Genomic DNA, 13,649 nt, shown 5'->3' on the forward strand with positions numbered 1-13,649 from the left:
CGGCCCCTCCCTCTTCCGGGGAGGGGCCGACCGCCGTCCCGCTACCGCGTCGGCGTCGTGACCGGCGCCGGCGCGTAGCCGGTGGGCCGGGTCGTGAAGGTGCCGCGGCCCTGGGTGCGGCTGCGCAAGCGGGTCGCGTAGCCGAAGAGTTCGGCCAGCGGCACGGTGGCCGTGACGACCGCCGCGCCCGCGCGGGTGGCCGAGGCGGTGACGCGGCCGCGCCGGGCGGCGAGGTCGCCGAGCACGCCGCCCACCGCGTCCTCGGGAACGGTGACCGTGACCTCGACGACCGGCTCCAGCAGGACCATCGCGCAGGCGCGCAGGGCTTCGCGGAGGCCGAGGCGGCCGGCCGTGCGGAACGCCGTGTCCGAGGAGTCCTTCACGTGGGTCGCCCCGTCGGTGAGCGTGACGCGCAGCCCGGTCACCGGGTGCCCGCCGAGCGGCCCTTCGGTGAGGGCGTCGCGGCAGCCCGCCTCGACGGCCCGGACGTACTCCTGCGGCACGCGCCCGCCGACGACGGCCGACCGGAAGGCGAACCCGCCCTCCTCGCACGGCTCCACGTCGAGGACGACATGGGCGAACTGCCCCGCTCCGCCGTCCTGTTTGACGTGCCGGTAGACGAGACCGGACACGCCCCGGGCGACCGTCTCGCGGTAACTGACCCGGGGGCGGCCGACGTTGACCTCCAGTCCGAGCTCGCGCCGGAGCTTCTCCACGGCCACCTCCAGGTGCAGTTCACCCATGCCCGACAGTACGGTCTGCCCGGTCTCCGGGTCGGTCCGCACGACCAGAGAGGGGTCTTCCTCGGTCAGCCGGGCCAGCCCGGACGCCAGACGGTCGGTGTCGCCTGCCCTGCGGGACTCGACCGCGGCCGAGACCACCGGCTCGGGCACGCCCGGCGGTTCCAGGACGAGCGGGGCGTCCGGCGCGCACAGGGTCGAGCCGGCGCGGGCCGACTTGAGCCCGACGACGGCGACGATGTCCCCGGCGACCGCCCGCTCCAGCGGTGCGTGCCGGTCGGCCTGGACGCGCAGGATGCGGCCGATCCGCTCGGTGCGGCGCGCGCTCGCGTCCCACAGGGTGTCTCCCTTCTCGATCGTCCCGGAGTAGATCCGCAGGTAGGTCAGCCGTCCTGTCGGGGTGGCATGCACCTTGAAGGCGAGGGCCGCCGGCGGGGCCGCCGGATCCGCGGGCCGCTCCTGGTCGTCGCCGTTGTACGTGCCCCTGACCGGCGGCACGTCCAGCGGCGACGGCAGATAGGCCACGACCGCCTCGAGCAGCGGCTCGACACCGCGGTTGCGGTACGCGGAGCCGCACAGCACGACCACGCCGTCACCGTCCCGGGTCAGGTCCCGCAGCGCCGAGGAGAGGGTCCGCTCGCCGAGCGTGCCCGTGTCGCAGAACTCCTCCAGGGCGCCCGGATGGAGTTCCGCCACGGCCTCCTCCAGCGCTCGGCGGCGTGCGCGGGCCTCGTCCCGGAGGTCGTCCGGCACCGGCGCGTCCTCGACGGCGCCGCCGTCGGTCCACACCAGGGCGCGCATGCCTACGAGGTCGACGACGCCGGTGAAGGTGTCCTCCGAGCCGATCGGCAACTGCACGACCAGCGGGGCCGGGTGCAGCCGATCCCTGATCGACGCGACGGCCGCGTCCAGGTCGGCACCTGCGCGGTCCATCTTGTTGACGAACGCGATCCTCGGTACGCCGTGCCGGTCGGCCTGCCGCCACACCGACTCGCTCTGCGGCTCCACCCCGGCCACCGCGTCGAACACGGCCACCGCACCGTCGAGGACGCGCAGCGCACGCTCCACCTCGTCGGCGAAGTCGACGTGCCCCGGGGTGTCGATCAGGTTGATCCGGTGACCGTCCCAGGCGCAGCTCACCGCCGCGGCGAAGATGGTGATGCCCCGGTCCCGCTCCTGCGGGTCGAAGTCGGTGACGGTCGTGCCGTCGTGGACCTCGCCGCGCTTGTGCGTGGTTCCGGTGGCGAAGAGGATCCGTTCGGTGACGGTGGTTTTGCCGGCGTCGACGTGGGCGAGGATGCCGAGGTTGCGGACGACGGCGAGCGGGTTGTGGTTGATGCGCACGGCCCAGGGCCTTTCGAAGCGTTCAGGAAAGGGGCAGCGCGATTACCGGGCGAGGCGGGCGTGGCGACAAGCGTGGACAGCCTGCCGACTTCGCGTCGGCAAGCTGTGCGCGGGCCTTCTCAGACGTTCGTCCCGGTCATCCGGTGCCGCCGCGCAGCGGGCACCGGAGCGACGAGGACACGAGGATCACCTCGTAGCGCGGCAGGGGGACGGTGGCAGCGGTGCGGTCACGCATGGCCGTCTCCCTTCGTTCGTCACGTCGGTGCGCCGCCGCTCACGTCGTGGGCGGGCGCCGGGTACTCGGTGAGTGTAGGGAGGGGTGAGAGAAGCGGGCCAGGGATTATTCCGGCGGGGTCGGGGTGTCGTGGGTCCGGTACATCGCCTGGACGTCCAGCTCCAGTTGCACCGTCGGACCGACCACCGCGATGCCCCGGGCCAGCATGGAACGCCAGTTGAGCGTGAAGTCCTCGCGGTGCAGCTCCGCCGTGGCCAGGGCCGCGCAGCGCAACTCCTGGCCGTAGCCGCCGTTCACGGTGCCGAGGTATGTCGTGTCCAAGGCCACCGAGCGGCTGACGCCGTGCATCGTGAGGGAACCCTGCAGCGTCCACTTGCTGCCGCCCCGGTAGGCGAAGCGGGCGCTCGTGAAGTCGATGTGCGGGAAGCGTTCGACGTCCAGGAAGTCGGCGGACCGCAGGTGGTTGTCGCGGGTGGTGTTGCCGGTGGTGATGCTGGAGGCGTCGATGCGGACGTGCACCTGGGAGTCGGTCATGTCCTGGGCGATCCGGATGCCGCCCTCGAAGCGTTCGAAACGGCCGTGGACATGGGCCATGCCTACGTGCTTGGCGATGAACCGGATCGCGGTGTGCGGCGGGTCGAAGAGCCAGGTGCCGGGCGTCGGCAGCTGGAGCGCCTCGGCGGGCTGCAGCCAGACGCGCTCGGTGGCCGTCGGGGCGCCCGGGCCCGTCTCGATCGTCTCGCGGTGCGGACGCAGGCCCTGCGCCGAGATCAGCAGGCTGTACCGGCCGGGCGGCAGCGCCGCGAGGAAGTAGCCGTACGGGTCGGTCGTGCCGCGGGCCGCCACCCGGTGGGTGTCCAGCGCGGTGACGGTGACGTCCGCGGCCGCCAGGGGCGTACCCATCGGGTCGACGACCTCGCGGGCCACGGCGCCCGCGCCTGCGGGGAGGGGGAGGGCGAGGCCCGCCGCTGCGGCGGAGGTGTTCTTGAGCCACCGGCGCCGGAGCAGTGCGAGGGCCATGTGGTTCACCTTTCTTCGGGGTGGCGCGGCCGTACGAGCGGCGGTTTCAGCGCACGCCGACGGCCGCACCATGCTGCGGTCACACCCCCTTGCCGATTCTGCGGGACCGGTCTCCGGGACGGGTGTCTCATTACGAGACACCCGGAGATGGCCGGAAACAGCTGGAGACAGCCTGCGACGGCCGGAGCCGGCCGCCCGGCGTCTACGCCTTGAACGCGTCCGCGTGTTCCCCCGCCCACTGGGCGAAGGTCCGGGCCGGGCGGCCGGTGACCTTCTCGACGGTGCTCGCGACCGTGCGGCCCACCTCGGGAGTGTTGCCGTACGCCTCGAGCAGGAAGCCGACGACGTTCTCCGGGAGGCCCGCCGCCCGCCACTGCTCGACGGCCTGTTCCTCGGTCAGCTCGACCAGCGCGATCTCCCGGCCGGCGGCGGCGGCGATCGTCGCCACCTTGTCGCCGACGGTGAGCAGCTCGGGGCCGGTGATGACGTACTCCTGGCCCGCGTGCCCCTCCTCCATGAGCGCGACCGCGGCGACGGCGCCGATGTCGCCCTCGTGGACCATGGCACTCAGCCGGGAGACGAACGGCTCCCGCACCTCACCCGAGGCCACGATCCCGTCCGCCCACTCCAGGGCGTTGGCCATGAACTCGACCGGCATCAGTACGGTCCACTCCACCCCGTCGTCGGTGCGCACCGCGTCCTCCAGCGGGGTGGCTCCGCCGCCGTGCAGCACGGTGATCCGGCGGACGCCGGCCGAGCGGGCCAGCTCCAGGATGCGCGGGCCGGTCTCCAGCGGGGAGAGGGCGGCGCCGCCGAAGGTGATCAGGTGGAGCCCGGTGATCCCCTCCAGCGCCGGGGCCAGGCCGTCGGGTTGCGTCAGGTCGCCCTCGACCACCTCCACACCGGCCGGGAAAGCGGCCTTCGCGGCGTCCCGGGTGAGGGCGCGGACCTCGTGGCCCCGGGCGAGCAGTTCGGCGACGACCTGGCGGCCGACGGTTCCGGTGGCGCCGGTGACAAGGATCTTCTGCGTCTGTGTCATGGCACGACCGTAGAAAGCCTTGCGGTCAGCTACTGTCCGCAAGTCCGCGTCAAGTGCGCGTCCGTCAGAGGGCGGTTGTCTCGGCCGACTCCGGTGGGCTGCCCTCGTAGGCCGCTCGCAGCACGGCCCGGACCTCCTCCGCCGTCACCGGGCGCGGGTTGGCGTACGGCTCGCCCGCGACCCGGTCCGCCGCCGGTGTCACGTCGCTTTCCGCTAGGCCGAGTTCGGCGAGGGACCGCGGTGCGCCGAGGCCCCCGGCCAGCTCCCACAGGGCGCGGGGCGGGTCGTCGGCGCCGAGGGCCCGTCGCAGTACGGCCAGCGCGTGCGGGGCGGCGGGGGCGTTGTGGGCGAGGACGTACGGCAGGACGACGGTGTGGGTCTCGGCGTGCGGCAGCCGGAAGGTGCCTCCCAGCACGTGGCACACCTTGTGGTGCAGCCCCATCGTGGTCGAGCCGAGGCAGGTGCCGCACAGCCATGCCGCGTACAGCGCCCGGCTGCGCGCGTCGAGGTCCTCCGGGTCGGCGGCCAGTCGCGGCAGTGCCTCGGCCATGGCGCGCACGCCCTCCTCTGCCATGACCGAGACCAGCGGCGAGGCGTCCGGGGCGTACAGCGCCTCGACGGCGTGCGCGAGCGCGTTGACGCCGCTGGTCACGGTCAGCGGCACGGGCAGGGTGAGGGTGAGCGTGGGGTCGTAGACGACGCCGCGGGGCTGGACGACCGGGTCGCGGCCGGTGCGCTTGGTGCCGTGCTCGGTCAGGCCCCACACGGGGGTCATCTCGGAACCCGAGTAGGTCGACGGCACGGCGATCAGCGGCAGTCCGGTGCGCAGGGCGATCGCCTTGCCGAGCCCGATCGCGGAGCCGCCGCCGACCGCGACGCAGCCGTCCGCCCCGGCCGCCCGTGCGGCCGCCACGGCCCGGTCGGCGTCCTCGACGGGTACGTGCATCCGGGCCTCGGCGTGCACTCCCACACAGGTGTCGCCGAGCGCGTCCGCGACCGCCCGGGCGACGGCTTCGCCCCGGCTGCCGCACACCACGAGCAGCCGCCGCAGGCCCAGATGCGCGGCCTCGCCCGGGGTCGCGGTGACGGCCGCGCCGGGCCGGAACACGACGCGCACGGGCCGGGTCTCGTACGAGAACTCGTTCTGGAACGTCATGCGGCACGCTCCAGGACGAGGTCGAAGCGGGCGTGCCGAAACGGGTTCGCCACGCCGAACTCCCGCGCCAGGGACGGGTCGTCGGTCTCCGCGAAGTCCTGGACCAGGCTTTCCTTCACGGCGAACACCGCGTCGGAGTCGAGGTAGTCGCCGCCGGCCACGAAGATGTGCGTGGTGACGGGCGTGTGCCCCTCGGCCGTGGCGATGAAGTGGATGTGCGCGGGGCGGTAGGGATGCCGCCCGGTCGCGCGCAGCAGCCCGCCGACCGGGCCGTCGGTGGGAATCGGGTACGGCGCCGGGACGCAGGTGCGGAACCAGAAGCGGCCCTCGGAGTCGGCGGTGAACAGTCCGCGTCCGTTGCCCGCGGGCTGCACCCCGGGCTGCTGGACGTCGTAGTAGCCCTTGTCGTCGGCCTGCCAGACGTCGACGACGGCGCCCGGAAGGGGTGTGCCGTCCTCGGACAGCACCCGGCCGCTGACCACGCACGGCTCGCCGCCGCCCACCAGGTCGATGTCGTCGCCGAGCGCGCGGACCGGCGACTCGGTCATGTGGAAGGGCCCGAGCACGGTCGACTCGGTGGCGCCGGGCGCGCGGTGACCGTTGACGGTCTCCACGAGCATGGACAGCCCGAGCACGTCCGACAGCAGGATGAACTCCTGCCGGGTGCCGGTGCAGGCCTGCCCGGTCGCCGTGAGAAAGGCGATCGCCCGCTCCCACTCCTCCTGGGTCAGCCGGGTCTCGCGCGCGAAGTCGTGCAGATGGCGGACGAGGCCGGTGAGCAGCTCGCGCAGGCGCGGCTCGGCGGCCCCCTGGAGGCTGGCGAGGGCCTGCTCGGTGACGCCGGTTCCGGTCGCGTCGGTGGTCATCCCGGCTCCTCGTGGTGGAAGTCCGCTGCTGCCCTTGCTTCCATGATTGCTCGCTCAGGCGTGTCCGAGGACGGTCCGCAACGCGTCGGCGAGCAGTTCGCCGGCGTCCGGTGCGGCGGACGCGTGCCGGAAGGCGACGAAACCGTCGGGGCGCACGAGCAGGGCACCCGCGTCGGAGATCTCGCTCAGGTGCGCCCAGTCGCCGTACGGGTCCTCGTACTCCTGCCCGGGGCCGATCACCACGGTGGCGACCGGGAGGGCCTGAGCCGAGGCGGCCCGCACCCAGTCCTCTCCCCCGATGCCGGTGAGCAGGGTGAAGCGGCCCCGGCCGACCGTGTCGAGAGTGGAGAGCGTGCGGGAGCCCGAGGTGATCCAGGCGTGCGGGAGCCGGGCGCCGGGGCGGGAGGACGGCTGGTGGTGCAGCTCGGGGTCGCGGTCGAAGCCGGGGTCGGGCGTGCCGTCCGGGACGATCGCGCCGGAGGTGTAGCGCTGGTTGAGGTCGACTCCGTGCGCGTTGAACTCGTACGCCTTGAAGGCGATCGCCTCGCGCAGCCGGGCGCGCTGCTTCGCGGCGGCCTCGGTGGTGTCCTTGCGGGCGGCGATGTTGGCCCACAGCTGCTCGGGGGTCTGCGGGGAGAGCCCGTCGAGGGCCTCGAAGACCGGGGCGGTCTCGCGGATGGACTGGTTGGCGCGGGTGACGACCTGCCGGCCGATGGGCGCGCGTTCGGCGGTGTAGCTGTCGAGCAGTCTGGGGTGCGCGGTGCCGTCGAGGACGAGTTTGAGCTTCCAGGCCAGGTTGTAGGCGTCCTGGACGGAGGTGTTGGAGCCGAGGCCGTTGGACGGGGGATGCCGGTGCACGGCGTCGCCTGCGCAGAAGACACGGCCGTTCGCGTAGCGCTCCGCGTACATCTCGTTGACGGTCCACGCGGAGGACGACTTGACGGTCACGGGGATGTCGTCGTCGCCGACGAGCTTGCGCACGACGGATTCGGCGTACTCGGTGGTCAGGTCGGGGGCGCCCGCGGTGACGTCGTAGCCCCACACGATCAGCCACTCGGTCCAGGGGCGGACGCAGCGCACCAGGCCCGCGCCGATGCCGCCGACCGTGGCGCCGGGCGCGAGGACCCAGTAGAGCGTGGAGGGGCGGTGCGCGGTGTACTTGGCCAGGTCCGCCTCGAAGACGATGTTGATGCTGCCGGCCACGCCCATCTGGCCGCCCATCGGCAGCCCGGCGTCCGCGGCGACCTTCGACCGTCCGCCGTCGGCGCCGATCAGGTACTTGGCGCGGATCTCGTACGTGTCCCCGCGCAGCCGGTCGCGGACTGTGGCCGTGACGCCGTCGGCGTCCTGGGTGTGGGAGAGGTACTCGGTCTCGAAGCGCAACCGGGTGCCGCGGGCGACGGCCGCGTTCACGAGGACCGGCTCCATGAGGTGCTGCGGCATGTCGCACATGCGGGTGGGGCTGGCGAGTTCGTGTGCCGCCTGCACGAGCGGGTCGTTGCCCCAGGAGCGCACCCGGCCCAGTTCCTCGCCCGCCAGGCTGGTGCAGAACGTCGTGTTGCCCATCAGGTGCTGCGGGGTGGCCTGTGCGACGACCTCCTGTTCCACGCCGAGGTCGCGCAGCACCTCCATGGTGCGCTGGTTGGTGATGTGCGCGCGGGGTGTGTCGGCGAGGCTCGCGTAGCGGGTCACCACGATGTTGGGCACGCCGTAGGTGCTCAGGGCGAGCGCGGCCGAGGCACCGGCGGGGCCGCTGCCCACGATCAGGACGTCGGTCTCGACGACGGTGGACACGGGGCTCCTACCGGGGGGAGAGGGGACACGGGGTGGACATCGAGCGTCCATGATCATGGAGCGGTCCGACCGGTCGCGGGTGTCTCATTACGAGACACCCGGCGGGTTCGTGAGGGGGCGCCGGTCGGGGGGGCGCCGGTCGGGGGGCGCCAGTCGGCGGGGCGCCGGCCGGGGGGCGGCAGTTACCGGCAGTTGCCGCCCGTTGTGGTCCGTTGTGGCCCGTTGTTGCTCGTTCAACCGAACCCGTTACGGTGGTGCGTGCCGTGACCACGACCAACTCCTCCTCCGCAACCACCGCCCTGCCCTCGCTGCGTCTCGCCCGCGAGCGGTTCCTGTCAGGGTGTCCGCTGCCCGGCGGCGTCCCGGAGGAGGTCGTCGCGGCGTGGCGGCGGGCGCGGTTCTTCGGTGTGCCGCACGACTTGAAGGAGCCGGCCGTCGCTCCCCCGCGGCCGGTGGAGTCGGCGCTGCTCGGTGCGGCCCGGCCGGTGCTCGACCGGATCGTCCCGGCCCTGGACGCGGACCGGTCGCTCCTCGTCCTGACCGACGAGCGGCTGCGCGTGCTGTGGACGGCGGGGAGCGTGCCCGGGCTCGATCCGTGTCCCGTCCTGTCGGAGCAGGAGGTCGGCAACAACAGCGCGGCCCTCGCCCTGCGCACCCGGCGCCGGGCCGAGGTGCACGGTCCCGAGCACTTCCTCGACCGGTGGCAGGACGTGTCCGCCGTGAGCGTCCCGGTGCTCGCCCCGGAGGGCGGCCGGGTCGCCGGCACGCTGACCGTCGCGTCCCCCACGTCTCTTATGTCTCCCGGGTCTCCCGGGTCTTCCGCGTCTCAGCTGGGCGCCGCGCGTTCGCCGCATCCCCAGGCTGCGCTCGCCGAGGCCGTCGCCGCGGCGATCGAGGCGGAGCTGCGTGCGCGGGCGGGGCGGGCCGAGCGGGTGCTGCTGGACGCGTATGAGCGGGCGGCGGGGGGATCGGCCCGGGCCGTGGCTGACGACGCTGGCACAGACCGGGCCGCGGCCGACCGGGCCGTAGTTGCGCTGGACGGTCGTAATCGCCTGATCAGCGACTCCGCGCAGCAGTTGCTGACGTCCGAGGTGCTCGGCGCGCTGGAGCGTACGGCGGTGAGCGCGCGGCACGCGGATGCCGTGGGTGAAGTGGGTGAGGTGGGGCAGCCCGAGGGCACGAGCGTGCCCGAGCCGTCCATGGTGCCCGGGCTGCCGGAGGGCGCCGGGGTGGTCGCGCGGATCGATCCGGTGCGGCTGGACGGTGCGGTCATCGGGATCGTCGCCGTCCTGGAGCCGCTCGCCGGACCCGTGCCGTCGGTCCCGGCCGTGCCGCGCCCGCCCTCTGCGCTGACCGGCTCGTCGGTCTCCTGGCGCCGTGCCGTCGGGCGTGCCGTCGAACTGGCCCGCTCGCCAGAGCCGTTGCTGCTGGCCGGTGAACGCGGAACCGGCAAGTCCGCGCTGGCTCTGGAACTGCTCGGCACGGCGGCACGGGAGGCCGTCGAGATCGCCGACGCGGCGCAGGACCCCGGGCTCGAAAGGACCCTGCCCACCTGGCCGGCCGATCGCCCGCTCCTGCTCCGGCACGCCGAGCGCCTGGCGCAGCCCGGCGTGGCCGCCCTCAACTCCCTGCTCGAAACGCACCGGGACACCCGGCTGCTGGTCACCTACACTCCCGGCGCGCCGGTCGGCCCCTGCCTCCAGCGCCTGCTGGACAAACTGTCCGCCCGCTCGGTGCCCCTCCCCCCACTGCGGGAACGTACCGAGGACATTCGGGAGCTGCTGTCGGCCCTGGCGCCGCGACCGGCCCCCGGGCAGCCACCGCTGACCTGGACACTGGACGCCCTGCGCGCGCTCGAACGGTACCCGTGGCCCGGCAATGTCACCGAGCTGGCCCATGTCGTCCGGGCCCTCGCGGAGCACCGTCGGATGTCGGGCCCGGTCCGCCGGGCGGAACTGCCGGACGCCGTGCGGGAAGGCCCGGCCGCGCGGCCCCTCAGCCCGATGGAGCACGCCGAGCGCGCCGCGATACTCGAGGCACTGCGCCGCCACGGCGGCAACAAAGCGCGCGCGGCGACGGCGCTGGGCATCGGCCGGGCGACGCTGTACCGCAAACTGCGGGGCTACCGAGTCTGAGGGGCCGCACCACGCAGCGCCCTGCACGATCGGGGGACGTGGAACCACGATCGGAGGGACGTGGCACACAGAAAAGGTGCCGACCAGAACTGGCCGGCACCTCGCGTGCTACTGGAGCAAGTGTCCGAGGGGGGACTTGAACCCCCACGCCCGATAAAGGGCACTAGCACCTCAAGCTAGCGCGTCTGCCATTCCGCCACCCGGACCAGGTGTCTGCCGCCTTGCCGGGGCTCTGCCCGGCGGCGACATGGACAACCATACCAAGGTTTCGCAGTGCCTTTCACCTGCGTTTCCTTCCCCAGGGCGGGGGTCCGGGACCTCGCGGCCCGATACCCCTAGGGTCACACCATGAGTGACTGGATGGTTACGCAGGGCTCCATGGCGAGGCGTCGCGCCCGTCCGCTGTCGCCGCTCAGGGAGTATCTGCGGGACACGTTCTGGTTCGCCCCCATGGCGGCGATGGTGAGCGTCTTCGTGGTCTGGGCGGGGGCCCAGGCGCTGGACACGGCCATCGTCGATGCGCTCCGGGACGAGGGCGACTACGACACGCTCGACGAGCTGCTGCGGTTCGCGGAGGACGCGAAGGCGGTGGTGAGCGCGGTCGGCTCGGCGATGATGACGTTCATCGGTGTGGTCTTCAGCATCTCGCTGGTGGCCGTGCAGATGGCGAGCGGGCAGTTCACCCCGCGCGTGGTGCGGCTCTTCGTCCGAAGCCGGATCACCAAGGCGACCTTCGCGGTCTTCCTGGCGACCTTCGTGCTGACCCTGCTGGTTCTGGCCTCCTTCGACAGCGTCGACGACCCGCGTGCCGTCACCACGGTGCCCCTGGTGCAGTCGGTCCTCACGCTCTGCATGGTCGCGCTGAGTCTGTTGCTCTTCGTGCTGTACGTGAACACCACCCTGCGACTGATGCGGATCAGCCATGTGATCGCGCGGATCGCTACCGAGTCGTTCCGGGTGGCGGCCTCGATGCCCGTGCCGACGGGCGGGCAGGACGACGCCGCCCGCCTCGGTTCCGCGACCGCGTGGGTGCCGCACGAGGGCCGGGCGGGCGTACTGCGCGACGTGCACATCGCGCGGCTGGTGCGGGTGGCCCGCAAACACGGGGTCGTGCTGCGGCTGATCCCGCGGATCGGGGACTTCGTGGTGCCCGGGATGCCCGTGCTGGCGGTCCACGGCGGGCCGGTCCCGCCACGCAGGGCGCTGCGTTATGCGGTCTCGGTGGGGGTGGAGCGGACCTACCACCAGGATCTCGGCTTCGGGCTGCGGCAGTTGTCCGACATCGCGCTGCGCGCCCTGTCGTCCGCGATCAACGATCCGACGACGGCCGTCCAGGCGCTGGACCGCATCGTCCAGTTCCTGGCCGCACTGAGCCGGCGACCGCTGGACGCCGCCCTGCACCGGGACCGGGGCGGTGCGGTGCGGCTGGTGCAGCCGGTGCCGGGGTGGACCGAGCTGGTGGATCTGGGGTTCACCGAGGTGCGGATGTGTGCCATCGGGAGCCCGCAGGTCTGCCGGCGCATGCTGGCCGGACTGGACGACCTGCTCCTGCTCGTGCCGCCGGAACGGCGGGAGCCGCTGCTCCGCCATCGCGATCTGCTCCACCAGGCGGTCGACCGTTCCGAACCGGCCCCCGCGGACCGCGCGTTCGCCCTGCACCCGGACCGGCAGGGCATCGGCTGAGCGGCGTATCGGCGACGTCCGTCGCCGATACGGTCTCCGATACTCGCGCTGTGGCCTGCCTTCACGGCAGCAACTGGTACTCCGGGAAGTTCCCCGGCAGCCGCTCCCCCGCCGGTCCCCGTGTCACCGCGCGCACCAGCAGCTCGCCGCCGACGAACGCGCCGTGCCAGGACGCGCCGAGCCCGCCGAACAGCTCCTCGCGGTCGCCGCGGGAACGGGGCCGGCCGTGGCCGGTCTTGAACGCGCGGATCTGCGGGGCGAGCCGGTCGTAGGTGGCCCGGTCGTCCGTGGACAGCGTGGCCACCAGCGCGCCGTTCGAGGCGTTCATCGCGGCCAGCAGCTCCGCCTCCGTGTCGACCAGGACGATCGTGTCGACCGGGCCGAACGGCTCCGCGTGGTGCAGCGGAGAGGACGGGGGCGGGTTGAGGAGCGTGACCGGCTGGACGTAGGCCGAGGTGTCCTGGCCGGGCAGGAAACGGGCGTCGGACGGGCTGCCGCGGTGCAGCGGTACGGCGCCGCGCTCGATCGCCTCGGCGACCTGGTCCTGGAGTTCCTTCGCCTTGGCCGCGTTGATGACCGGCCCGAAGTCCAGCTCCGGGTACGGGTCGTCCGGCTGCTCGACGGCGAGCGGGTGGCCGACCCTGAGCTTGCGGACCGCTGGGAGGTACGCCGCCAGGAACGCGTCGAACAGATGCCGCTGGACGACGAAGCGCGGATACGCCGTGCAGCGCTGCTTGCCGTAGTCGAAGAGCTTGGGGACGACCGCGGTGAGCGCGTCCCAGTCCGAGTAGTTCCAGATGCCCCAGGTGTTGAGTCCCTCCTGTTCGAGTATGTGTCGTTTGCCGAGGTCGGCGACGGCCGTGGCCACCGCGGCGCCGGTGTCGCGGCCGCCGACGAAGGAGACGCAGCCGATCTCGGGCGCCCGCACCAGCGCCTGGGACAGCTCGCCTCCGCTGCCGCTGACGAGGGTCACGGGGATCCCCTCACGCGCGGCGAGGGCGCAGGCCATGGTCAGGCAGGCGACACCGCCGTCGGTCGGGGTCTTGGCGATGACCGCGTTGCCTGCCAGTGCCTGTACCAGCACTGCGTGAACGAGCACGCTCATCGGGTAGTTCCAGCTGGCGATGTTGGACACCGGGCCGTCCAGCGGGGCCCGGCCGGCGACCATCTCCTCGATGCCGTCGACGTACCAGCGGACCCCGTCGATGGCCCGGTCGACGTCCGCCAAAGCGAGCCGCCAGGGTTTGCCGATCTCCCAGACCAGCAGGAGGGCGAGCAGCCGGCGGTGCTCGGCGAGAGCGTCGAGGGTGGCCGCGACGCGGGCCCGGCGCTCCGGCAGGGGGAGGTGACGCCAGGCGCGGTGCTGGTCGAGGGCGGCGCGCACGGCCCGGCGGGCGGTGGCTTCGTCCAGCCGCGGCGGGCCGGCGATGGGGCTGCCGTCTACGGGGCTGACGGCGGGCAGGACCCGGCCGTCCGCCTGCCAGGCGGCGTTCCAGAGGTTGAGGATCCGGTCGTCGCGGAAGGCCTCGGGCGCGGCGGTGAGGCAGCGCTGCCACGCGTCGGTCCAGGTCGTGCCGGATTTGAGGATGAGGGTGGGTGGCATGGGGCTGCTCCGCTCTCGGTGCACGGTCGGGGGC

General features: G+C 73.1%; 9 protein-coding genes and 1 tRNA gene. 2 read left to right on the forward strand and 8 right to left on the reverse strand.

The genetic code is table 11. The annotated features are described in order from the left end of the window. Nucleotides 1–41: 41 nt before the first annotated feature. The 6 genes from fusA to QC385_RS11500 all read right to left on the reverse strand — a co-directional run bounded on the left by fusA (nt 42) and on the right by QC385_RS11500 (nt 8,194). Nucleotides 42–2,084 carry an elongation factor G gene (fusA, locus tag QC385_RS11475; protein WP_279541156.1) on the reverse strand — a complete coding sequence of 681 codons (2,043 nt, stop codon included), beginning with the start codon at nt 2,082–2,084 and terminating at the stop codon, nt 42–44. Between the two features lie 340 nt (nt 2,085–2,424). Beyond that, the gene (locus QC385_RS11480; protein WP_279541157.1) at nt 2,425–3,339 is read right to left on the reverse strand and encodes a YceI family protein; all 915 of its coding nucleotides are present in this window, start codon (nt 3,337–3,339) and stop codon (nt 2,425–2,427) included. A gap of 202 nt (nt 3,340–3,541) precedes the next feature. Next, nucleotides 3,542–4,378, reverse strand: a complete 837-nt coding sequence (locus QC385_RS11485) for an NmrA family NAD(P)-binding protein (protein ID WP_279541158.1) — start codon at nt 4,376–4,378, stop codon at nt 3,542–3,544. Between the two features lie 64 nt (nt 4,379–4,442). After that, nucleotides 4,443–5,534, reverse strand: a complete 1,092-nt coding sequence (locus QC385_RS11490) for a maleylacetate reductase (RefSeq protein ID WP_279541159.1) — start codon at nt 5,532–5,534, stop codon at nt 4,443–4,445. Beyond that, entirely contained in the window at nt 5,531–6,400 is an 870-nt protein-coding gene (locus QC385_RS11495) for an intradiol ring-cleavage dioxygenase (RefSeq protein ID WP_279541160.1), read from the reverse strand. Before QC385_RS11495 ends, QC385_RS11490 begins: the two co-directional genes overlap by 4 nt. Before the next feature lie 54 nt (nt 6,401–6,454). Beyond that, complete coding sequence (locus QC385_RS11500; protein ID WP_279541161.1) at nt 6,455–8,194, reverse strand: FAD-dependent oxidoreductase; 1,740 nt, start codon at nt 8,192–8,194, stop codon at nt 6,455–6,457. A 263-nt stretch (nt 8,195–8,457) separates the two neighbouring features. Between QC385_RS11500 and QC385_RS11505 the strand changes: the two genes are divergently transcribed. Beyond that, nucleotides 8,458–10,329: a helix-turn-helix domain-containing protein gene (locus QC385_RS11505; RefSeq protein ID WP_279541162.1), complete on the forward strand. Its 1,872-nt coding sequence runs from the start codon at nt 8,458–8,460 to the stop codon at nt 10,327–10,329. Between the two features lie 121 nt (nt 10,330–10,450). Here QC385_RS11505 and QC385_RS11510 read toward each other — a convergent pair. Then, nucleotides 10,451–10,535, reverse strand: a tRNA-Leu gene (locus QC385_RS11510). A 142-nt stretch (nt 10,536–10,677) separates the two neighbouring features. On the opposite strand from QC385_RS11510, the gene QC385_RS11515 reads away from it, so the two are divergent. Next, entirely contained in the window at nt 10,678–12,012 is a 1,335-nt protein-coding gene (locus tag QC385_RS11515; protein ID WP_279541163.1) for a DUF2254 domain-containing protein, read from the forward strand. Nucleotides 12,013–12,073: 61 nt separating this feature from the next. Here QC385_RS11515 and QC385_RS11520 read toward each other — a convergent pair whose 3' ends face one another. Next, on the reverse strand, nt 12,074–13,615 hold the full coding sequence (locus QC385_RS11520) for an aldehyde dehydrogenase family protein (RefSeq protein ID WP_279541164.1): 1,542 nt from the start codon (nt 13,613–13,615) through the stop codon (nt 12,074–12,076). Between the last annotated feature and the right edge of the window lie 34 nt (nt 13,616–13,649).

Source organism: Streptomyces sp. DH10 (assembly GCF_029813805.1).
GTDB lineage: Bacteria > Actinomycetota > Actinomycetes > Streptomycetales > Streptomycetaceae > Streptomyces > Streptomyces coeruleofuscus.